The following is a 21,734-nucleotide window of genomic DNA, read 5'->3' as shown; positions in this document are numbered from 1 at the left end:
ACAATGCAGCGATGCAATATGAAATCACCCATGCCGATCTTTCTCTGGTATTGGCGCTGGTACGCGGCCGGACCCTGGCGCGTGCTGCAGATCTGCTGCACGTTGATATTTCGACAGTGTTCCGCTCGATCCGACGTCTGGAGTCAGCCCTCGGAGCTGCGCTGTTTGAAAAGAACCGACGCGGCTACATTCCGACGGATACTGCCCAGGCCATGGCCGAGCAGGCGGAACACGCCGAACAGGCACTCGCCGCTGCCCGCATCGCCTTGCAGCAAGGCGAACAGGTGGTCAGCGGTACGGTACGCCTGACGTGCACTGACGCGGTCTTGCACAGCCTGCTGTTACCAACGCTCGCGGACTTCATGCCGCAGTACCCTGCCCTCACGCTGGAACTGGCCACCTCCAACGCGTTTGCCAACCTCAGCCGTCGTGATGCCGACATCGCGCTGCGCCTGACCAATACCCCGCCCGAACACCTGATCGGACGATGCCTGGGCAGCGCGGACTACTTCATTTGTGGTCGCCCAGAATACCGCGATGCGCTGACACACAGCCCTGCCTCCATTCCCTGGATCAGCCCGGACGACTCAATGCCCGACCACCCTTCGGTGATCTGGCGTAAACAGGCATTCCCGGCGGTGAGCCCACGCTATCGCTGCAGCAACATGTCGGCGGTATCTCAGTTGGTCGCTGCCGGTCTGGGCGTGGCGGCCTTGACCGACTTCACGATTCAGGGCCTTGGCTCAGTGGAAAGGTTGAGTGAACCACTGCAGGGGTGCAGCACCGATCTGTGGCTACTGACGCGTCCCGACTGCCGGGCATTGCGCTCTGTGCAGACCCTTCTGGAAGCACTCGCCCCCCGTCTGCGAGCAGCACTGCTGGCGTCCAGATCCGCCTGATGGCCAGTCTGTGGATCCATTAAATAATAGTTAATTAAATTAATCATTGGATTAATCTTGATCCTGTGGCATTAATAATCACGAGGAAAACAACATGATTCATTCTGTGGATCCATAAGACCAATAATCGAACCGTGGAGAACCGTCATGCACCCGAAGAATGCGTGGTACGTCGCCTGTACAGCAGATGAAGTCGCCGACAAGCCTCTGGGTCGGCAAATCTGCAACGAAAAGATGGTCTTCTATCGCGACCAGAACCAGCAGGTTGTCGCCGTAGAAGATTTCTGCCCGCACCGCGGTGCCCCGCTGTCGCTGGGTTATGTCGAGAACGGCCAACTGGTATGCGGTTATCACGGGCTGGTGATGGGCGGCGATGGCAAGACCGCCGCGATGCCCGGCCAGCGTGTTCGAGGCTTCCCCTGCAACAAGACCTTCGCCGCGGTCGAGCGCTACGGCTTCATATGGGTCTGGCCTGGCGACCGGGAAAAGGCCGATCCGGCGCTCATCCATCATCTGGAGTGGGCGGTCAGCGACGAATGGGCCTACGGTGGCGGCCTGTTTCATATTCAGTGCGACTATCGCCTGATGATCGACAACCTGATGGACCTCACCCACGAAACCTACGTGCATGCGTCGAGCATCGGTCAGAAGGAAATCGACGAAGCGGCACCTGTCACGACGGTCGAGGGCGAGGAAGTCATTACCGCACGCCACATGGAAAACATCATGCCGCCGCCGTTCTGGCAGATGGCGCTGCGTGGCAACAACCTGGCCGATGACGTGCCAGTCGATCGCTGGCAGATCTGCCGCTTCACCCCGCCCAGCCATGTACTGATCGAGGTAGGCGTAGCCCACGCGGGCAAAGGTGGCTATCACGCGCCTCACGAGTTCAAGGCCTCGAGCATCGTTGTCGACTTCATCACGCCAGAGACCGACACCTCGATCTGGTACTTCTGGGGCATGGCGCGCAACTTCAACCCGGCTGACGAGCAACTGACGGCCACCATCCGCGAGGGGCAGCGCAAGATCTTCAGCGAAGACCTGGAGATGCTTGAACGCCAGCAACAGAACCTGCTTCAGCACCCGCAGCGCAACCTGCTCAAGCTCAATATCGACGCCGGCGGTGTGCAGTCGCGTAAAATTCTGGAACGCTTGATCGCTGCCGAACGAGCCAGCACAGCTGAACAGATTCCAGTAATGGCCACTAAATGACCGCCTGCTGCCAGCCCGAATGCGTTGAAAACAATCAGAAGTGACCCGTGCTGCGGTCACCCGAGGACATACCATGATCGACGTGACCGTGTTATCACGTAACGATGAAGCGCTGGATATCTGCAGTTTCGAGCTGGTGCGAGCCGATGGCGAGCTGCTGCCGCCCTTCACGGCAGGCGCACACATTGACGTGCACTTGCCTGACGGGCTGATCCGCCAGTATTCGCTGTGCAACGCACCGAACGAGCGTCATCGCTATCTGATCGGCGTCCTCAACGATCCGGCTTCACGCGGCGGGTCGCGCAGCCTGCATGAGCAGATTCAGTCAGGTGCGCAATTGCGCATCAGCGAGCCACGCAACCTGTTTCCCCTGGCCGGGAACAGCCGTCGCACGCTTCTGTTTGGCGGCGGCATCGGCATCACACCCATTCTGTGCATGGCTGAACAGCTTGCGCTGGACGGTGCCGATTTCGAGCTGCACTACTGTGTTCGTTCCGTCGAGCGTGGCGCGTTTATCGAGCGCCTGAAGCACTCGCCGTTTGCCGACCGGGTCACACTGCACCTTGATGAACAGCCCGCTACCGCGCTGGATGCCGCCAATGTGCTCGCCCAGCCACATCCCGATACCCATTTGTATGTGTGCGGACCGGGTGGCTTCATGCAACACATCCTCGACAGCGCCCGTGCTGCCGGCTGGCCTGAAGACAATCTGCACCGGGAGTACTTTTCCGCAGCGCCGGTGGACACCAGCAACGACGGCAGCTTTTCTATCGAGATCGCCAGCACCGGTCAGGTGATTGCCGTTCCTGCCAACAAGACGGTCGCTCAGGTGCTCGAAAGCCACGGCATCGATATTCCGCTGTCGTGCGAACAAGGTGTGTGTGGCACATGCCTGACGCGCGTCCTCAAGGGCATTCCGGATCATCGGGATCTGTTTCTGACTGAAGACGAGCAGGCGCTCAACGATCAGTTCACGCCATGCTGCTCACGCTCGAAAACTCCATTGCTGGTGCTCGACATCTGATCAGTCCGAGCGCTGAATGACCTTCATGCGCTCGTTCACGCCGGCACCGAAAATCTCCGCATAGCGCAGGGTCGCATTGGCATGCTCACGCATGATCGCCTCGGCACGAGCGCCCTGCCCGCTCACTAACGCATCCACCACCGCGTGATGCTGCATGTGGGCGAAATTGAAGCGCCGGTATTCGCGAATCAGGTTATCGCGATCCACTGCCAACGCCGTCACCGAGGCAAAAGGCAGATGGTCGTTGCGCGCCAGCGCATCGGCAATTGCGCGGTTCCCGCTGCCTGCCACGATCACTTGATGCAGGCGCATGTTCATGTCGTGATAGACCTCAAGATCATCTTCAGTGACATAACCCTTTTCGAACAAGGCATCGCCCTGCACCAGGCAGGCTTCAAGCTCGTCCCGCGCCTCCTGCGTCAAGCCACGTTCGGCCATCTGCCGCGCCGCCAGCCCTTCCAGAACACCGCGCACGTCGACCGCACCGGCGATTTCCATCGGCGTGATCGAGCGCACCTGAAAACCGCGCCCGCCAAAGGGCACCAGCAGGCCTTCCTGTTCCAGGGTACGAAACGCCATACGCACCGGCATGCGCGACACGCCGAACAGCTCGGCGGTCGGCACTTCCATCAAGCGCTCGCCGGCCGCCAGCTCGCCTGACGCAATCATCTTGCGCAACGCAACAAGAATGGTCTGCCCGGGTTTGCTCATTGACAGGATTCCGTGGAGATCGAAAAACGCATCTTACTCCACGTACACAGGGGAATGGTTCAAGCGCAGTCGATCAGATCCGGCACGAGGCTGCATAACCGAAGGTGCGCTCTTCATCCGGCGTTTCGATCCACACCAGGGTTTGTTCAAAACTGATCGGTGGACTGTAGAAATAACCCTGCACCATCGTGCACCCAAGGCTGGTCAGTGCATTCAGCTCATCCTGCGTCTCGACGCCTTCAATCACGCAGCCAAGAGACATGTCCAGACTCAAGGCAACCAGCGATTTCACGATCTTGTAGCTCGCCGGATTGTCATGCACACCGGTTACAAAACTGCGGTCAATCTTCAGCTTGGTCAGCGCCAGCGCGTGCAACTGACTGAGGCTGGAGTACCCGGTGCCGAAATCATCCAGCGAGATACCGCAACCCAGTTGCCGGAACTGCGCAATGGCCTGCTGAACCTGGGTGATATCCTGCATGACCGCCGTTTCGGTGATTTCCAGATCGAGCCGTGAGGCATCAAAGCCGCTGTTTTCGATGATCTCGACAATGGTACTGACACTTTCCCAGGTCGCGCAGTCGTGCGCCGACAGGTTGAACGACAGTCTGATGGGCGCCGGCCATGACAAGGCCCTCTTCAATGCATGAGTCAGCAAGGGTGCGGTAAGTTTGTTGATCATGCCGATTCGCTCGGCAATCGGAATGAAATGCGCAGGCGATACCGAACCCAGTTCCGGACTGTTCCAGCGGGCCAAAGCCTCGAAAGCCACCGTTTCGCGTGTGCAGCTTTCAATGATCGGCTGAAACAGCACGTAGAACTCGGTCTCCAGATTGGCGCGGCGCAATGCCTGCTCGGTTACGCCATCGGCGTGCAACTGCTCGCGGTGGCTGGCGGAGAACAGGCAGGTAGTTCCGGGATTATGGTTTTTGCCCTGATAAAGCGCGTAGTCGGCAAACTCGAACAGTTGGGTGGCATTGTCTGCGGTGGCCGGGAACGTAGCGAACCCCAGAGTTGCGCCAATCTGGATGGGCATGTCCGACAGCTCGAAGCTTTCATGCATGAGTTCACACAGGTGTTTACCAAACGCCAGCAATGCGTCGTTGCTGATATTACCCTTGATAACCAGAGCGAACTCGTCACCGCCCAGTCGCGACACATGCACTGTATCGCTGGAGGCACTGGTCAGGCGTTCGGCTACCAGCATCAGCAGGCGGTCGCCGGTACGATGCCCATACAGGTCATTGACTGGCTTGAACCCGTCCAGATCCAGCACACCGACCGCCAGCCCGGTTTGCTGCGCCAGCGCCTCCTGCATGGCCGCGTCCAGTGTCTGAAAGAACTGTCGGCGGTTGGGCAACCCCGTCAAACTGTCCTGATTGGCCAGCAGCAGGTTCTCATTGCTCAATTGCTCGGTTCTTACCTGTACGTTCACCAGGCTGGTGAAATCGCGGTATTGATACTGAAGAATGATCAGCATACCAATCGACACCAGCACGATGTTCGCGGCTGTGGCGATGAAAGTAACGTTGTGCGTCGACGCGAAGAAAATAACGAACGCGGTGTTGACCACTACAGCAGTGGTCAACGCCGCAGGCCGCAGGTGCATCATGCAGAAGATGCAGACAATCACGGTGATGCCCATGAAAAACGCCACGTGCGCCTGGGCATAGGCATTGCCATAGGGGTAAAGCGACAGTGACCACGCGGCAAAACCGGCAGCTATCACGCCTGCCAGTCCGTTGGTCCCACGCAGCGTCGCCAGAATGGTGGTTGGCGCGGGTGGCGGCCGGTTTACCGTGAGCAGCCACTTGCGCGCACGAATGGCGCAAACAACCGTGAGCAGCGCCGGAACCAGCAGCGTCAGCCACATCGGAGCAGTTGCCCAATGGGTGAATGCCAACGCCCAGGTGTTGACCAGCAGCACGAAATACATCAACGGCAGTTGGCGGGACAACGCAACGTATTGAGCCTGCAACAGCCTGGGATTATCAGCGGGTACAGACATCAGGGTGCGCAAGGCACTCACTAGTTTTTTCAGCATCGCAAGGCTTCTCTGTCACTACAGTCAAAGCACACGTGGCTTGCTGCTTATCATGCGAGCCGATTAATAATCGGCCCACTTGTCATGCTCTCGGCAGGTGTGATTAATTCTTTACGGTGAAACCGAGCCATGCATCGGTTTAATGGAAATAAACAGGCGATATTCTTTTCGAGCAGGTGCTCGGGTATATCCAGAACGCTTGCAACCCCCCTCTTTTCAATAGTCCGCTACGGGCAGGGAGCATTACCATGAACAGGAAAGTCATTATCGATACGGACATGGGCTGGGACGACGTACTGTCCATCGCCTACCTGATGAAAAGACCGGACATCGACATCGTCGGTATCACGGTCACTGGATGTGGCGAAACGGATCTCGGCTGGGGCGTCATCATCGCGCAGCATTTACTGGGCATTGGCAACCGTCTCAATACTGTTGTGGCAAAAGGCACCGATACACCACTTGAGTACGACAACCGGTTTCCTCAACCATTCAAAAACGATATGAATGACATCATGGGCCTTCTGGGAACGCTCAATCCGGCTGCCTTGCCGGCGTTATCAAACCTTCCCGCGTGGGAGTTCATGTACCAGACCGTGAAGAACAGCCAGGATAAAATCACTGTTCTTTCACTGGGTGGCTTTACCAATATTGCGAAGATGCTTTCACTGAGTAATCAGCCCGCAGACTTCCAGATGATCGAGCAGATTGTCGCCATGGCGGGCGCTGTCTATGTTGACGGCAACGTCGCCGCCTTGAACGGCGCTCAAAAGGAGTGGGATCAGGGTGAGGCCTACAGCAGTAACCACTATGCAGAATGGAATGTGTTCGTCGATCCTGTCGCGGCCAATACCGTTTTTCAGTCGAGCCTGCCGTTGACCCTGGTTCCGCTGGACGTCTGCAACCAGGTCATTCTCGACGCCAGCTACTCGCAAAAGATTACGGCGAGCGACCCTGTCGCCACGCTGGTCAGGCAAGTGCTTGAAACCAAATCAGGCACGCACGCCGAAGGTTACCCGGTACCGATATTCGATCCGCTGGCAACCATGCTGATGGCAGGCGGCATTGAAGCGACGAAAGTTGATGAGCAGTTTCTGTCCGTAAATACGAACATCACGCCGCAGGACAATCACTGCGGACAGATACAACTACAAGGCAGCGGTTCACGAACCATCACCTCCGTGCTGGGTGTGTCGCAGTTCGCGTTCAGCAAGAACTTTGCTCAAGTAATCAACAACCAGGTTTGAACCAGGCATGACCTTGGCTCAGTTCGCCGCCACCTGAGCGCGGTCGGCCTGCATGACCAGCGCCTTGAGCGACGCATCGAATTGTTTCAGCGCATTCACTTGCAGCTCACGCTGCTGGTCAATCTGTGCGGCAATTTCCGGAGCAGCTTTGCCCTGCACCCAGACCGAGGTCATTTCCTTGACCACTTCACCTTCTGCCTTACCGATGTATTGCAGATTGGTGTCGTAAAAACGGGCCATGAAACGCGCTTCGACCTGACTGTTGCGCTTGCTCACCAGACGGTTATAGGTTTCAAGCATCACCACCACGTCGGGGCGCGCTTTCATCAGCGCGTCGAGGTTGTCGTAAACGGTCACCGAAGCGAACTCTTTCTGCAATGAGCCTACCAGCCAGTCGGTTGCGAGTTTCGGGTCCGAACTGCTGATGAATGCATTGCGGATACGCGAATCGAGCGCGCCGTTCTGTCCACTCCTGAGTGCTACCGAGTGATAGTTGTTCAGGTACTGGAGGTTACTGACGGTGTTTTCGCTGTACAACACGCCCACTGACTGAGTGTGTTGCAGACTGGAGGCGCTGTCGGCCACCGGCATGAAATGGCAAGACTGTTCGGAGACCGTAGAGACTGACGAGACGGCAGCATTGGCTGGCGCAGTGAGCATCATGCTGGTGCTTAGCACGGCAGCAAACGTCAACAGGTTAAACATTCTCATCGCGTCGTCTCCCTTTGGAGCAGGTGGCTATGGCGCCATCCTCCTCCTTTGCCGGAAAAACAGAACTTGCCTTGCTTGATGATGACTATCGACTGAATGAATGATAGTTGATGCCAACGCACTGCAAGGTTTTTCGCGTCAATTTTCATCCGCCCTGACAGCCGCGCGAATGGCCTTGAGCAGCATCCGGCACGCCGGATTGTCATTATCGGCACGCCAGACCAGATGCAACTCGCTCTGCACGCCTTCGCCCAGATCAATGTCACGAAAAACGACGTCCTTGAACACCACATTGGTCGCACAGCGCGGCACCAGTGCCAGGCCCATACCGGCGTTGACCAGCGCCAGAATAGTCAGTGACGACCCAAGCCATTGGACATATTCCGGGGCCACTCGTGCGGAGCGAAACATACCGGTCAGCAGTTCGTTGAACGGTGGATAGGCCGAATGCGAATACATCAGAAATGGCGCGCCCTCCAGATCAGCCACCGTAACTGAATCAGCGTAAGCCAGCCGATGATTGCCCGGCACCGCCAGCACGAATGGCTCTCGCACCAGGCATTCGCTCTCGTAGCCCGGCTGAAACAGCGGCGCTCGCACGATACCCAGGTCAATGCGTCGCGCCCTGAGTGCTTCGTGCTGCTGATAGGTGTTCATTTCAGTCAGGGAAATCTTCACCTGTGGCTGCTTGAGCCGCGCCTCGGCGATCACTCTGGGCAGAAACTCGTACACCGCGCTGCCGACGAAACTGATGGTCACCGAACCAATATCGCCTTCGGCAAAGCGCCGCGCGGAGATGGCTGCCTGCTGCGCACGCTCCAGCAAGGTCTGCGCTTCAATGAAGAACGCCCTGCCCGCTGCGGTCAGGGCCACACTGCGGGTGCTGCGCGTGAACAGCTCGACCCCCAGATTGTGCTCGAGTATCTGGATTTGCCGGCTCAGCGGCGGCTGGGTCATGTTGAGCCGTTCGGCGGCGCGCCGGAAATTGAGTTCTGTGGCCACCGTGGTGAAGCAGCGCAGCTGAGAAAGCTCGAACATTGATCCACTCCCGGTATCAATCAAGTCACTAACTGGATTGGACGGGAATAATACACCCCCTCATGATCGACTCATCCCCAAAAAAACAATGAATGGGAGTCGCCTCTTGAATACCGTCTCTGGCACTACGGACCCCACGGTGCTTGCCCGTGCGGCCTCCAAGGTGAAACGCCACGTATTGCCGCTGTTTGTGGTGATGTTCATCGTCAATTACATAGACCGGGTCAATATCGGTTTTGTACGCAGCCATCTGGAAACCGATCTGGGCATCGGTGCGGCGGCCTACGGGCTGGGCGCCGGATTGTTTTTTGTCGGCTACGCCCTGTTCGAAGTGCCTTCCAATATGCTGCTGCAGCGCTACGGTGCCCGTGCCTGGCTGACCCGCATCATGTTCACCTGGGGCGCGGCCGCGATGGCCATGGCGTTTGTTCAGGGTGAAACCAGTTTCTACGTGCTGCGTTTCATTCTGGGTGCCGCCGAAGCTGGCTTCTTTCCCGGCATCATCTATTACTTCACCCAATGGTTGCCTTCCAGCGATCGCGGCAAGGCCATGGCGCTGTTTCTCAGTGGCTCGGCAATCGCTTCGGTGATTTCCGGACCGGTGTCCGGCGCTCTGCTGGGCATCGAAGGCCTGAGTCTGCACGGCTGGCAGTGGATGTTCCTGATCGAGGGCTTCGCTTCCATAGTGCTGTGTGGATTCGTCTGGTTCTGGCTGCAATCACACCCGCATGAAGCCACCTGGCTGAGCGACGAAGAAAAAGCCGCACTCAGCACCGCCATAGCCGAAGAGCAACGTCTGCGCGAAGCAACTCAGACCGTCAGGCCGTCGGTGTTCCGCTTGCTGGCGGACCAGCAGATTCTGCTGTTCTGCTTCATCTACTTTTCGGTGGCGCTGACCATTTACGGGGCTACCTTCTGGCTGCCAAGCATGATCCGCAAGATGGGCAGTTTCAGCGACTTTGAGGTCGGCCTGTTCAACTCGGTGCCGTGGATCATCTCGATTGTGGCCATGTACGGCTTTGCCGCACTGGCGGCACGCTTCAAGCACCAACAGGCCTGGGTCGCTGTCACGCTGGTGATCGCCGCCGTCGGCATGTTCATGTCCACCATTGGTGGTCCGGTGTTTGCTTTTGTCGCCATCTGTTTCGCAGCAATCGGTTTCAAGGCCGCATCGGCATTGTTCTGGCCGATCCCTCAGGGCTATCTGGACGCGCGCATTGCCGCAGCGGTCATTGCGCTGATCAACTCCATCGGCAACCTCGGCGGCTTCGTCGCGCCCACTACGTTCGGTTTTCTGGAGCAGACCACCGGTTCGATTCAGGGTGGTCTTTATGGGCTGGCTGCCACCTCGTTACTGGCTGCCGTCGTGATTTTCTTTGCTCGCACCACCCCGCGTGGGGATCTGCGCCGCCCGTCCAGAGATGAGCCAGCCACACCGCACCGCGCCGTCGTGCCTGGCACCCCTTCCAGCCTCAAACCCTGATCACCGGGAGACCGCCCTTTGAAAATCATACGTGTGACCGTAACGCCAATCGCCTTTCGCGATCCGCCGCTGCTCAACGCCAGCGGTATCCATGAACCTTTCGCCCTGCGCTCAATCATCGAAGTGGAAAGCGACAACGGTTACATCGGCCTCGGCGAAAGCTATGGCGACGCCCCGGCGCTGGCCATTCAGCAACAGGTGCAGAACCAGTTGATCGGGCTCGACCCGTTCAACCTCAATCAACTGCGCAGCATCGTTCAGGCGACGGTTGCGGCACACAAACCTGCCAGCCTCGCCGGTGCTGAACTGGCACCGGGTTCGCACGCCAGCAAAGCGGTAAGCAACGCTTATTCAGCATTCGAGGTAGCGTTTCTGGACCTGCAGGCACGTTCCATGAACCTGCCGTTGGTGGACCTGCTCGGCGGTGCCATTCGTGACCAGATACCCTTCAGCGCCTACCTGTTCTTCAAGTACGCGCAGCATGCCGATGCGCCTTACCCGCCCGACAGCTGGGGTGAAGCGCTCAGCGAAGAACAGATTGTCGCCCAGGCACGGCGCATGATCGAAGCCTATGGCTTCAAAAGCATCAAGCTCAAGGCCGGTGCGCTGGAGCCGGAACATGAGGTGTCCTGCATCAAGGCATTGAAAAAAGCCTTCCCCGGCTACCCGCTGCGTATCGACCCCAACGGCAACTGGTCGCTGGAAACCTCGATTCGCATGGCAGAGCTGCTGGGCGATGACCTGCAGTACTACGAAGACCCAACCCCTGGCCTGGAGGGCATGTCCGAATTGCACAAGCGCACCGGCCTGCCGCTGGCGACCAACATGGTCGTGACCGATTTCGATGAATTTCGACGCAGCGTGGCCCTCGACAGCGTGCAGATCGTACTCGCCGACCACCATTACTGGGGCGGCCTGCGCGACACCCAGGCGCTGGCGAAGATGTGCGACACCTTCGGCCTCGGTGTGTCGATGCACTCCAACTCGCATCTCGGGATCAGCCTCATGGCCATGGCCCACGTCGCTGCGTCCGTGCCCAATCTGGACTACGCCTGCGATACGCACTACCCGTGGCAGGAACCGGATGAGGAAGTCATCAAGGGCGGCAAGCTGCCGATTGTCGACGGCTGCGTCAGCATCACCCGCGCGCCGGGCCTGGGCCTTGAGCTGGATTACGACCAGCTTGGCAAGCTCAACGATCAGTACCACAGCTGTGGCATTCGTCAGCGCGATGACGTGAAGCAGATGCAGAAGTACCAACCGCAATGGAAGGCCGTAAAACCAAGGTATTGAGCACGTTTTGGCAGCGTCAGTCAGACCGTGGCGCAGAACTGGCCGGCGGGTAGATACTCGGCGCATCCTGCCGGGTGCGACCACGGATCAAGGCTTCGGGGTTGCGGCTTATATAATCGGTCAGGACCCTCACCGAACGAGCCGTACGCTGAACTTCGTCCATCGTCCGGTTGACTTGCTGACGTACCGGCGAGTCTTCTGCAAGGGCCGCCCCGGCTATCTCCATCGTGTTTCGGGACTGCCCCAGAACAGTGTGAAGTTCGGGCATCACGTCCGCGTTGAACAGCTTGAACGTCTTGTGCGCTTCGTCAAGGCTGCCATTCAGATTGCCGGCGATCTCCTGCACCGGCAATTTGCTGACCTTTTCAACGATCAGCTGTACCTGCTCCTGCATTTTCTCCAGTTCTCCCGGTACGGTGGGGATTATCAGCGGCCGTGCGTTGACATCGAATTGAACCGGCGCAGCGTTGGCAAAGAAACCCAGAGAAATATAAAGCTGGCCGGTCAGCAGGCTCGCACTGCGAGGCTGCGCGCGCAGGCCCTGTTTGACGAAGTCGGCGATCAACTGCGCGGTACGCGAATCGTCGGGTGTGCCCAATGTCTCTACGATCTTTTCGTTGGCCTGCCCCAGGCGGTCCGGGTAGATAACCGCCCCCACAATGCTGGAAAAAGACTTGTTGGCCGCGTCGTAGTCAAGATCGACAGAGACCACTCGCCCCAGATTTATGCCCATGAACTCGACGGGCGAATTAACTTCAAGGCCACGCAAGGACTGCTTGAACATCATGCGGATATAACCCGGCTCGCCATCGGGCGGTGACAGCGCCTTTTGCTGATCTTCGAACAGCTTGAAACGTGCATGCTCTGCAGCCCTTGGCGCGCTCGAACCGTATCCCGGCTCAACGAAGGCCACACCTCCGGCAAGTAACGTCGAAACCGATTCAGTCTTTATCTTCAGCCCATCTGCATCAACCGTAAGGCCAATACCGCTGGCGTTCCAGAACCGTGTATCGGTGGTCACAAACCGGTCGTTGGGTGCATTGATGAAAATTTCCGCATCCACACCTTTGCCATCCTCGGACAAATGACAGGCAACCACTTGGCCGACTTGAATGCGCCGATAATAGACAGGAGAACCGACATCGAGTGAGCCCATGTCCTCGGCGTGCAGGGTAAAACGTGTGCCTTTTGCGCCAAACGTAAGGGGTGGTGGGCTTTCCTGACCAATAAAGTGTTTTTTCGGGTGCTCGGACGTCCCGCTGTCTGCTGCGATAAACGGCCCGGAAAGCAGGGTATCCACGCCGGACACGCCCTTGGCCCCGATACGCGGGCGCACCACCCAGAACATGGAGTCCTCGGCAGTGAAGGCACGGGCGTCGGCATTCAGATCCACTGTCGCCACAACACCCGTACGGTCTTTGCTCAGAGCGACGGCCGACACCTCGCCGATCACGACATTTTTGACCTTGACCTTGGTCTTATGCGCTTCAAGCCCTTCGGCGCTTTGAAAACTGATGAAGATTCTCGGCCCTTTCGACAGTGAACTGCTGATCAACAGCGATATGCATACCAGGGCAGCAATCACCGGAATCAGCCATATCGGCGAGGCACCGAATCGCCTTTTTCTGGTGATTGAAGCGCCAATTGCCGATGCAGAAACAGAACCTGAGCGATCAGACATTTTTTCCTCTGAGGCGCCCACACGGGGTCATGCCGACGGTTAATACTGTCGGCAGAACTCTGAACGTCGACTATCAATAAACCCTCAAGGAAATATCAAGATTTGATCAAGGCAGCGGGTCGAACTTCAATTCGCTGAGGCTTTGCACCTTGTCTTCACGAACCATTTTGTATTCGGTATTCGGGCCGATCCACTGCGCCCAGATCGCATCGATTTCACCTGCGGCTTCCATCGCGCGTAGCGATTCGTTGACCTTGGCCAGAAATGCCGGCTCGCCCTGACGCATACCGGCACCGATAGGCTCCAGCGCCATCGGTTCCTTGGCAATTGCCAGCTCCACACCACTGGCCTTGGCCTGCCCGACCAGCTTGATCGCGGTCATGGTGTTGGTCACCAGGCCCACCACCTTGTTCTGTTGCAGCGCCATGTAGGCAGAACCGGTGTCCTGGAAGGTCACAGGCGTAGCATCAGCCAACCGAATCGACTGTTCGGACGTAGAGCCTTTGGTCGAGCTGATGCGTTTGCCTTTGAAAAAGGATTTTGGCTGATCGGCATTGGCGGCGCGCACCACCAGCGTTTCCTTGGCAATGTAGTACGGATCGCTGAACTGGATCTGGTCGGCGCGGCTCTTGGTATAGGCCAGGTTGGCGAAAATCACGTCAACGCGGCCCATTTTGACTTCCGGAATACGCGCTTCGACAGACAACGGTTTGAGCTCCAGCTCGACGCCCATGTGTTTGGCCAGCGCCTTGCAGAGGTCGACGTCCATGCCTACCAGTTCACGGGTTTTCGGGTCCGGTGCCGAGAACGGCGGCACATCGGCATAGACGCCGCAACTCAGGCTTTTCTTGCTCATCACATCACTGAGCTGATCAGCGTGGGCAACCGCAACAGCCAGTGGCGACAACGCCAGTGCAGCCAGCAAAGACTTCATACGCATGGTGAGACTCCTGGAAATGAATTGAGGGATTCACTGAAACATTCGTTGAAAAAAAGGGCCTGCACTCAGTGGCTGCGCAGATCGGAAATGAAGCGTTGGGCACGCGGGTGTTCAGGCTGCTGAAAGAATGCCTCAGGACTGGATTTTTCAAGGATCTGCCCCGCATCCATGAACCAGATGGTGTCGGCCACTTCACGGGCAAAATTCATCTCGTGGGTGACGCACATCATGGTCATGCCCTCTTTGGCCAGGCCTTTCATGACGCTGAGCACCTCGCCGACCATTTCCGGGTCGAGAGCGCTGGTGGGCTCGTCAAAGAGCATCACGGGCGGTTCCATGGCCAGCGCCCGGGCAATCGCCACGCGCTGCTGCTGGCCGCCGGACAACTGCGCCGGGTAAGCGCCGGCCTTGTGTGCCAGCCCCACCCGATCCAGCAGTTCCATGGCCCTGGCGCGCGCCTCGCCGCTCTTCAGGCCGCGCACTTTGGTCGGCGTCAGGATGATGTTGTCGAGCACCGACAGATGCGGGAACAGATTGAAGCTCTGGAATACAAAACCTACCCGACTGCGCAAGCGATTGACGTTGGCGTCGGTGCCGTTCACGTCGTGGCCGTCAAACAGGATCTGGCCCTGCTGAACATCTTCAAGACGGTTGACGGTGCGGATCAGTGTCGACTTGCCCGAGCCCGACGGCCCGCACAGCACCACCACCTCGCCGCGCTGCACTTCAGCGGTGATGTCGGTCAGGGCCTGGTACTCGCCATACCACTTATTGATCCTGGAAAACATGATCATCGGATGCATTGGGCAACCCTCAATTATCGGTAGTCAAAGGCAGGGGAACGGCTGCAGGCGACACGTTGCCCTCCCGTTTGCGGGCAATCCGCCGTTCCACCACTGCGGCCAGCCGGGTCAGGCCGTAGCACAGCACGTAGTAGGTGATCGCCAGAATGAAGAACACCTGAAATGGCTTGGTCAGCAGCTGGTTGTTGATCTGATTGGCGGCGAAGGTCACTTCCTGGACGTTGATCACGTAGCCCAGCGACGTTTCCTTGATGATCGAAATGAACTGGCTGATCAGGCTTGGCAAAGCGTTGTACAGCGCCTGCGGCAAGATCACCCAGACCGTGGTGCGCATATAGCCCATGCCCAGTGCGCGGGACGCTTCGTACTGACCCGTAGGCAGCGCCTGAATGGCGCCACGGATGATTTCGCACAGGTAGGCGCTCTGATAGACCACCAGCGTGCAGAGCATGGTGGTGAAGCCGGTGATGTTATGGCCGATCAGCAGCGGGACCAGAAAGTAGGTCCAGAAAATCACCATCAGCAGCGGAATGCCGCGCATCACATAGACCCAGACCGTGGCCGGGTAACGCAGCCAGCGCCACGGCGAAACCCGCGCCAGCGACAGCAGCAGCCCCAGCGGAAAGGCCAGCAATAGCGCCAGCGCCGCCAGCATCAGTGTTGAAACCAGCCCGCCCATCGGGCCGTGAGGATATTGGCCGACCAGCAGCAAGGTCCAGTTATCGCGAACAATCGTGAACACATCGAACATCGCCGCCTACCTCGCCATGGCTTTGCTGAAATGCCGGGCCAGCAACGCACCCAGGCCCATCAGCATCAGTGAAATGGCCAGGTAGACCACAGTTGCAACCAGATACGCCTCGAAGGTGCGAAAGGTATAGTTCTCGACCTCACGGGTGGCATAAGTCAGCTCCACCACGCCGATGGCCATGACCAGACTGGTGTTCTTGAACAGCAGGACCGTGTGATTGATCAGCGACGGCAGGCAGTTGCGAACCCCTTGCGGCAGGATCACGTAACGCATCGAGCGCACATAACCCAGGCCCAGCGCGCGCGACGCCTCGACTTGCCCGGCCGGAATCGCGCGTAACCCACTGCGGATGTCTTCACTGAAGTAAGCCGCCTGGCAAAGGCCCAGTGCAATGACCGAGAACAGGTATTCGGTGCTGTAATTGGCCAGCCAGATCTGCGTGCTTTCGGACAGCAGCGTCGGAATACCGAAATACCAGAGCATCAGTTGCACCAGGGTCGGCACGTTGCGGTGGTAGGACACATAGCCCGCCACCAGACGCTCGGCGTATTTGTTGCCGGTCAGGCGAATCGACACCAGCAGCAGGGCCACCGCCATGGCCATGCACCAGGCAACGAATGCCAGTTGCAGGGTTGTCTCTATGCCCTTGACGATCAGCTCGGCGTACTCGCCCTGCAGGATCGCTGAAAGATCGAATTTACTCGTCATGGTTGTTCCCATAGACATTCAGCCAGGGCAGAAGCAAGGCGCCAGAGGTACTGGCGCGAGTGTCGCGTGGCGGCTGGTGCCGCTCTCGTGATGGGTACAGCGCTTGCAGCGAGGCGCAGTCTCAGCCTTCATAGTCCTGCGGACGCGCGGTCGACAGCCCGCCGGGTACCTGTAACGTCGGGGTGATTTCCATATGGCCGATGTTGACCGCGATGGGCGCAGCGATCACGTAGGCGATTGCATCGGCAATGTCCTTGGCCACAGGCAGCTCATAGCCCTCGATAAAGCGTTTGCGCACTTCCTCGGAATCGCCATGCACATGGGCGAAAATATCCGTGGCCACACGCCCGGGGCAGATTTCGGTCACCCGCACGCGCTTGCCGAACGCATCGATACGTAACTGGCGAGAAAGCATGCTCACGGCAGCCTTGGTGGCGTGGTACGTCGAGTTGCCGCCGAAGTTGTAGGCGGCGGCAATCGAGCTGATGTTGATGATGTGCCCGCTGTCACGCTCGACCATACCCGGCAACGAAAGCCTGGCGATCTGCAATACCGCGCGCAGGTTCACATCGACCAGCAGATCAATCCCTTCTGCGTCGGCCTTGAGCAGCGAACCGGGCCGGTCGACTCCGGCATTGTTGACCACAACATCGAACTGATGGGCCTGGAACAGTGCCGTCAGACCGGCCAGATCAGTCACGTCGATAGCATGCGCGATGCAGCCGGTGCGCTGCGCCAGTGCCGCCAGCTTGTCTGCACTGCGCGCCAGCGCATGAACCTGCAGACCTTCGGCACACAGCCGTTCGACGACGGCTTCGCCAATGCCGGAAGAAGCGCCGGTCACCAGCGCAGTTTTGTAATCGGAAAAAGGCATGTCGGGGTTTCCTTGAATAAGCGTCGATCAGCCGCTTGGCTGTTAATGCTGATCGCCTTGTACTGGACTTTAACGAGCGTCATGGGCAGCGACCAAGACACAATGGTTTTGTGGCAATAAGCTGCGCTTATGACCCGAGCAGCTGTGAAACCGGGGTGATGACACCGCCCTGCTCTTCGATGCTCTGGCGAATGCTGCGCGCAAGCTCCACCGCCCCCGGCGTGTCGCCATGCAACAGGATTGATTGGGCATTGACCGCCACGCGCTTGCCGCCCAGGGTCGTAACCGTACCGTCCTGCAACAGTTGCGCAACCCTGGCGCGGACGTGCTGTGGGTCCTTGATCACCGCCCCGGCAATGCCACGCGGCACCAGCAGGCAGTTTTCGTCGTAGGCACGGTCGGCCAGAAACGTGGTCGCGACTCTCAGGCCGCACGCTTCGGCGGCCTGTTCGATGGCCGTGCTGCTGGATGAACTGATGATCATCTGCGCATCGAAACTGGCGACCGCCTTGGCCAGCGGCCTGGCCAGTTCGGCATCGGCCGCGGCCATATTACCCAGCGCGCCGTGGAAGCTCATGTGCGTCACGCGGTAACCGGCAGCGGCTGCAATGCCTGCCAGAGCGCCCAGCTGATACACCACCATGCTGCACAACTCGTTGAGTTCGATGTTCATTCTGCGCCGCCCGAACCCCTGCAGATCAGGAAAACCGACATGTGCGCCGAGATCGATGCCCAAGGCTTTGGCGCGGTGCACGGTGTTGTTCATGATCAATGGATCACCGGCATGAAAACCACAGGCCACGTTGGCCGAGGAGATCAGTTGCATCAGTGCCTCATCCTCACCCATGGTCCAGGGGCCGAAGCCCTCACCCAGATCAGCGTTCAGATCGATGCGCATCGTGTCACTCCTCCAGTTCAATCAGCGGCTGGCCGTAACCGACCCGTTCATGCTCGGCAGCCAGAAAACGCGTCACACGCCCTGCCTGCTGGCTGCGCACCGGCAGATAAAGCAGGCCGATGCGCAACAGGCCCAGCAACTGCCCGACTGCAACGGTGTCGCCGGGTTTTACGTAGCTGTTTTTTTCGTCGGGGTGTCTCGATACAAAAACGCCGGGGTTATCCGCAGCTATTACAAGCGCAGTGGCTGGCGGCTGTTCGACTGCGACGTCCAGGTCAGCTCGCGATGCATGGCTATCCGCACGTATACCGCGTCGGATCAACAACTCGAACCCTGGTCGTTTCAGTTCAAGAACCGTGAGCCCGGCATCACGAATCCAGCCTGCCAGTTGGCGAATTTCATTGATGTTCATCAGCGATTTCCTTGCAGGCCGCGCAGCGCAAGCAAGCGCCGGGCGTCTTCGATGAAGGCGTGATTGGTGTCCAGTGCCTCGACGGCCTCCTCGTAACTGCATTGCACGAAGCGCACCTTGCTGCCAATGGGGGCCTGACCGAGACGCCACAGGTCGGCTTCGATAACCGTGGCAAACTTTGGATAGCCGCCGCTGGGCTGGGCATCGCGCATCTGCACGATCGGCTGGCCGCCGTGGGGCACCTGAATCACGCCAGGCACAATGCCGTGAGAGCGGATTTCCAGCGCCTCCCGTGGCAGCAAGGGCGTCCCCTCCATGCGGTAACCGTAGCGATTGCTTTGCGTGGTGATTTTCCATTCGCCGGCAAAAAATGTTTGTTGGGCTTCAACGCTGAAGCAGTCGAACTCGGCGGCAGGCAGTACGCGTATGGCCGGTAGCTCGTCGATAATCAACGGCAAGGCCGCCGCAGCAGATTGCAGACCAAAATCACCGGCGCGCGGTTGATTCGCCGCACCGGCAGGAATCAGATCGCCCTGCTGCAAGGCACGGCCCTGCCAGCCGCCAAATGCACCGCGCAATTGCGTGCTGCGCGAGCCCAGAACCTGCGGCACATCCACACCGCCCGCCAGGCATAAATAGGCGCGACTGCCCGTCGTTGGGTAACTCAGCTTCAACACCTGATTCTTGCGCGCCTGAGCGACCCAGTTACCCGGCAGTCGCTCGCCATCCAGCCGTGCAGAACAGGCAGCACCGGTGATAGCAAAAGTGCAGTCCTCGACAAAACGCACTTCGAACGGGAACAGTGGAATTTCGATGCCTGCCGCGTCTTCGTCGTTGCCCAGCAACAAATTGCCGAGCTGCAATGACAGCGTGTCCATTGCGCCGGAGGTGCCGACGCCGTAGCCCAGGCTGCCATGCCGACCCAGATCCTGGACCGTCGCCAGTGCGGTGGCGCTGATAACTTCGATCATCGAATGATCCTCTCGATACGCAAGCGCAGTTGATCGCCGGGCTGCATCAGCGCCGGAGGGTTCTGATCAGCGTCGAAAAACACCATTTCCGTGCGCCCTATCGTGTTCCAGCCACTGGGGCCGGCTGAAGCGGAGATACCCGTCTGCACACCGCCGATGGAAACCGAGCCGGCACCGATATCGAGTACCGGCACTTTGCGCCGAGGCGTCGCCAGACGCTGATCCATGCCGCCCAGATAGCAATAGCCGGGATGGCTGCCCAAGGCATACACCGGGTAAAGCGGTTCGCAGTGCAGATTGGCGATGGTCTCGATATCCAGCCCGGTATGGGCGATGACATCGGCCATGTGCGGCCCGCCGTCGCCGCCATACACCACCGGCAATTCGATGATCCGGCCTTGCAACGGCAGCGGCTGGCACTGCTCCCAGGCCTCCAGCAAGCGGGTTTTCAAGCCGGTCAGGTCGCGTGGCGGCGCTGCGAAGGTCAGCATCAGGTTGTTCATGCCGGGCACCGCTTCGCGCACCTGCGGCCAGTCCTTGCTCAGAATGGCCAGTGCCCATATGCGTTGCTGCGCTGCCAGCTCAAGCTCGCCGGGTGCTTCGAACAGCAAGGCGGTGGTTCCCAGCAAGGTAATTCGTGGCGGCAACTGCTGGAGGGTCATGGCTGGCTCCTTGTCTGTAACCAGCGCTCCAGGTGGTGAATGTCCATGCCACCCTTGCAGAACACCGGGTCCTGCAAAATGTCGCGATGCAGCGCGATGTTGGTAGAGATTCCCTCAACGTGCATTTCGCTCAGCGCCAAGCGCATACGTGCCAAGGCCTCATCGCGACTGGCACCGTGAGTGATGACCTTCGCCACCATCGAATCGTAATAAGGCGGAACGCGATAACCGTGGCTCACATGCGAGTCGACCCGTACGCCAAGACCACCTGGAATCTCCCAGCGAGTAACCTGCCCCGGCGTCGGCATGAAGCTGCGTGGGTCCTCGGCGTTGATCCGGCATTCCAGCGAGTGGCCCGACACGCTGACGTCGGCCTGGCTGAAACTCAGGCGCTCGCCCATCGCCATGCGAATCTGCTGCTGAACGATGTCGATTCCGGAAGTCATTTCCGTGACCGGGTGCTCGACCTGTAGGCGAGTATTCATTTCGATGAAATAGAACTCGTCGTTTTCAAACAGGAATTCGAACGTGCCGACGCCCTGATAACCGATCTGCCGGCAGGCCAGTGCGCAACGTTCGCCCACTCTGGCCATGAGTGCCGGGTCGATGCCCGGTGCAGGCGCCTCTTCAAGCACCTTCTGATGTCGCCGCTGCATCGAGCAATCCCGCGAGCCGAGCCAGACGGCATTGCCATAGGCATCGCACAGCACCTGAATCTCGACATGGCGCGGCTGCCCCAGAAACTTCTCGATATACAACTCGGGATTACCGAAGGCCCGGCGGGCTTCTTCGCTGGTCAGCGCAATTGCAGCGAGCAACTGCTGCTCTTCCTGAACCACGCGCATGCCCCGCCCGCCGCCACCGCCAGCGGCCTTGACGATGACCGGGTAACCGATGTCACGGGCAATTTTCAGGATGCCTTGCGGATCGGCAGGCATGCTGGTGTCCGGACCTGGCACGCACGGCACGCCGGCCTCACGCATTGCCCGCTTGGCCGCGACCTTGTCGCCCATCACCCGGATGCAGGCGGCACTGGGGCCGATGAAGGTCAGGCCAGCCTGTTCGATGCGCTCGGCGAACGCGGCGTTTTCAGACAGAAACCCGTAACCGGGATGGATCGCCTGAGCACCGGTCAACTGCGCGGCGTAAAGCACGGCAGCCTGATTCAGATAACTCTGCCCCGGCGCGGCCGGACCTATGCACAGTGACTCATCGGCTTGGCGTACATAGCTGGCATCGCGATCCGCTTCGGAATAGACCGCAACCGTACTCAGGCCCAGGCCTTTGCAGGCGCGCTGGATGCGCAAGGCAATTTCGCCGCGGTTGGCGATCAACACTTTATCGAACATCAAAAACCCCTGATCTGTGAACC

The 21,734-nt window shown here is 58.9% G+C and carries 21 protein-coding genes; 6 read left to right on the top strand and 15 right to left on the bottom strand.

What is annotated here, in order from left to right; translation table 11 throughout:
- The first annotated feature begins 11 nt into the window (after nt 1-11).
- The 3 genes from RYB09_RS13395 to RYB09_RS13385 all read left to right on the top strand — a co-directional run bounded on the left by RYB09_RS13395 (nt 12) and on the right by RYB09_RS13385 (nt 3,135).
- A complete protein-coding gene (locus tag RYB09_RS13395) occupies nt 12-899 on the top strand; it encodes a LysR family transcriptional regulator (RefSeq protein ID WP_058402894.1) in 888 nt (295 codons plus the stop codon).
- A gap of 147 nt (nt 900-1,046) precedes the next feature.
- The gene (locus RYB09_RS13390) at nt 1,047-2,111 is read left to right on the top strand and encodes an aromatic ring-hydroxylating oxygenase subunit alpha (RefSeq protein ID WP_058402893.1); all 1,065 of its coding nucleotides are present in this window, start codon (nt 1,047-1,049) and stop codon (nt 2,109-2,111) included.
- 73 nt (nt 2,112-2,184) lie between these two features.
- Nucleotides 2,185-3,135 carry a PDR/VanB family oxidoreductase gene (locus tag RYB09_RS13385; RefSeq protein WP_058402892.1) on the top strand — a complete coding sequence of 317 codons (951 nt, stop codon included), beginning with the start codon at nt 2,185-2,187 and terminating at the stop codon, nt 3,133-3,135.
- Here RYB09_RS13385 and RYB09_RS13380 read toward each other — a convergent pair whose 3' ends face one another.
- Both RYB09_RS13380 and RYB09_RS13375 read right to left on the bottom strand, forming a co-directional pair.
- Nucleotides 3,136-3,846: a GntR family transcriptional regulator gene (locus RYB09_RS13380; RefSeq protein ID WP_058402891.1), complete on the bottom strand. Its 711-nt coding sequence runs from the start codon at nt 3,844-3,846 to the stop codon at nt 3,136-3,138.
- Between the two features lie 73 nt (nt 3,847-3,919).
- Complete coding sequence (locus RYB09_RS13375; protein ID WP_058402890.1) at nt 3,920-5,890, bottom strand: putative bifunctional diguanylate cyclase/phosphodiesterase; 1,971 nt, start codon at nt 5,888-5,890, stop codon at nt 3,920-3,922.
- 248 nt (nt 5,891-6,138) lie between these two features.
- Between RYB09_RS13375 and RYB09_RS13370 the strand changes: the two genes are divergently transcribed.
- The gene (locus RYB09_RS13370; RefSeq protein WP_058402889.1) at nt 6,139-7,137 is read left to right on the top strand and encodes a nucleoside hydrolase; all 999 of its coding nucleotides are present in this window, start codon (nt 6,139-6,141) and stop codon (nt 7,135-7,137) included.
- Between the two features lie 18 nt (nt 7,138-7,155).
- Here the strand turns inward: RYB09_RS13370 and RYB09_RS13365 are convergent, their stop codons facing one another.
- On the bottom strand, nt 7,156-7,848 hold the full coding sequence (locus RYB09_RS13365) for an ATPase (protein WP_219169023.1): 693 nt from the start codon (nt 7,846-7,848) through the stop codon (nt 7,156-7,158).
- Between the two features lie 138 nt (nt 7,849-7,986).
- On the bottom strand, nt 7,987-8,886 hold the full coding sequence (locus RYB09_RS13360) for a LysR substrate-binding domain-containing protein (protein ID WP_058402888.1): 900 nt from the start codon (nt 8,884-8,886) through the stop codon (nt 7,987-7,989).
- A 139-nt stretch (nt 8,887-9,025) separates the two neighbouring features.
- On the opposite strand from RYB09_RS13360, the gene RYB09_RS13355 reads away from it, so the two are divergent.
- Nucleotides 9,026-10,369, top strand: a complete 1,344-nt coding sequence (locus RYB09_RS13355; protein WP_193601306.1) for an MFS transporter — start codon at nt 9,026-9,028, stop codon at nt 10,367-10,369.
- A gap of 18 nt (nt 10,370-10,387) precedes the next feature.
- Nucleotides 10,388-11,662, top strand: coding sequence for a glucarate dehydratase family protein (locus RYB09_RS13350; RefSeq protein WP_058402886.1), 1,275 nt, complete (start codon nt 10,388-10,390; stop codon nt 11,660-11,662).
- Between the two features lie 16 nt (nt 11,663-11,678).
- Here the strand turns inward: RYB09_RS13350 and RYB09_RS13345 are convergent, their stop codons facing one another.
- From RYB09_RS13345 to accC, 11 genes are all read right to left on the bottom strand, one after another.
- Nucleotides 11,679-13,343: an intermembrane transport protein PqiB gene (locus RYB09_RS13345; RefSeq protein WP_316888849.1), complete on the bottom strand. Its 1,665-nt coding sequence runs from the start codon at nt 13,341-13,343 to the stop codon at nt 11,679-11,681.
- 106 nt (nt 13,344-13,449) lie between these two features.
- A complete protein-coding gene (locus RYB09_RS13340) occupies nt 13,450-14,283 on the bottom strand; it encodes an ABC transporter substrate-binding protein (protein WP_057420497.1) in 834 nt (277 codons plus the stop codon).
- A 65-nt stretch (nt 14,284-14,348) separates the two neighbouring features.
- Nucleotides 14,349-15,077, bottom strand: a complete 729-nt coding sequence (locus RYB09_RS13335) for an amino acid ABC transporter ATP-binding protein (protein WP_193601305.1) — start codon at nt 15,075-15,077, stop codon at nt 14,349-14,351.
- A gap of 19 nt (nt 15,078-15,096) precedes the next feature.
- Entirely contained in the window at nt 15,097-15,837 is a 741-nt protein-coding gene (locus RYB09_RS13330; protein WP_316888848.1) for an amino acid ABC transporter permease, read from the bottom strand.
- Between the two features lie 6 nt (nt 15,838-15,843).
- The gene (locus RYB09_RS13325; protein ID WP_060411793.1) at nt 15,844-16,545 is read right to left on the bottom strand and encodes an amino acid ABC transporter permease; all 702 of its coding nucleotides are present in this window, start codon (nt 16,543-16,545) and stop codon (nt 15,844-15,846) included.
- Nucleotides 16,546-16,666: 121 nt separating this feature from the next.
- Nucleotides 16,667-17,419 (bottom strand): SDR family oxidoreductase, encoded by a 753-nt coding sequence (locus RYB09_RS13320; protein ID WP_005731845.1) that lies wholly within the window; start codon nt 17,417-17,419, stop codon nt 16,667-16,669.
- Nucleotides 17,420-17,546: 127 nt separating this feature from the next.
- A complete protein-coding gene (locus tag RYB09_RS13315) occupies nt 17,547-18,317 on the bottom strand; it encodes a LamB/YcsF family protein (protein WP_122259938.1) in 771 nt (256 codons plus the stop codon).
- Nucleotides 18,318-18,321: 4 nt separating this feature from the next.
- Nucleotides 18,322-18,729, bottom strand: a complete 408-nt coding sequence (locus RYB09_RS13310) for a biotin/lipoyl-containing protein (RefSeq protein WP_057402550.1) — start codon at nt 18,727-18,729, stop codon at nt 18,322-18,324.
- Complete coding sequence (locus RYB09_RS13305) at nt 18,729-19,700, bottom strand: biotin-dependent carboxyltransferase family protein (RefSeq protein ID WP_057402549.1); 972 nt, start codon at nt 19,698-19,700, stop codon at nt 18,729-18,731. The genes RYB09_RS13310 and RYB09_RS13305 overlap by 1 nt, the downstream gene beginning before the upstream one ends.
- Nucleotides 19,697-20,362, bottom strand: a complete 666-nt coding sequence (pxpB, locus tag RYB09_RS13300) for a 5-oxoprolinase subunit PxpB (RefSeq protein WP_316888841.1) — start codon at nt 20,360-20,362, stop codon at nt 19,697-19,699. Before pxpB ends, RYB09_RS13305 begins: the two co-directional genes overlap by 4 nt.
- The gene (gene accC, locus RYB09_RS13295) at nt 20,359-21,711 is read right to left on the bottom strand and encodes an acetyl-CoA carboxylase biotin carboxylase subunit (protein WP_316888839.1); all 1,353 of its coding nucleotides are present in this window, start codon (nt 21,709-21,711) and stop codon (nt 20,359-20,361) included. Before accC ends, pxpB begins: the two co-directional genes overlap by 4 nt.
- Nucleotides 21,712-21,734 lie beyond the last annotated feature (23 nt).

This window comes from Pseudomonas syringae group sp. J254-4 (assembly GCF_032586855.1).
GTDB lineage: Bacteria > Pseudomonadota > Gammaproteobacteria > Pseudomonadales > Pseudomonadaceae > Aquipseudomonas > Aquipseudomonas amygdali.
This window is presented reverse-complemented; position numbering and strand designations above follow the sequence as displayed.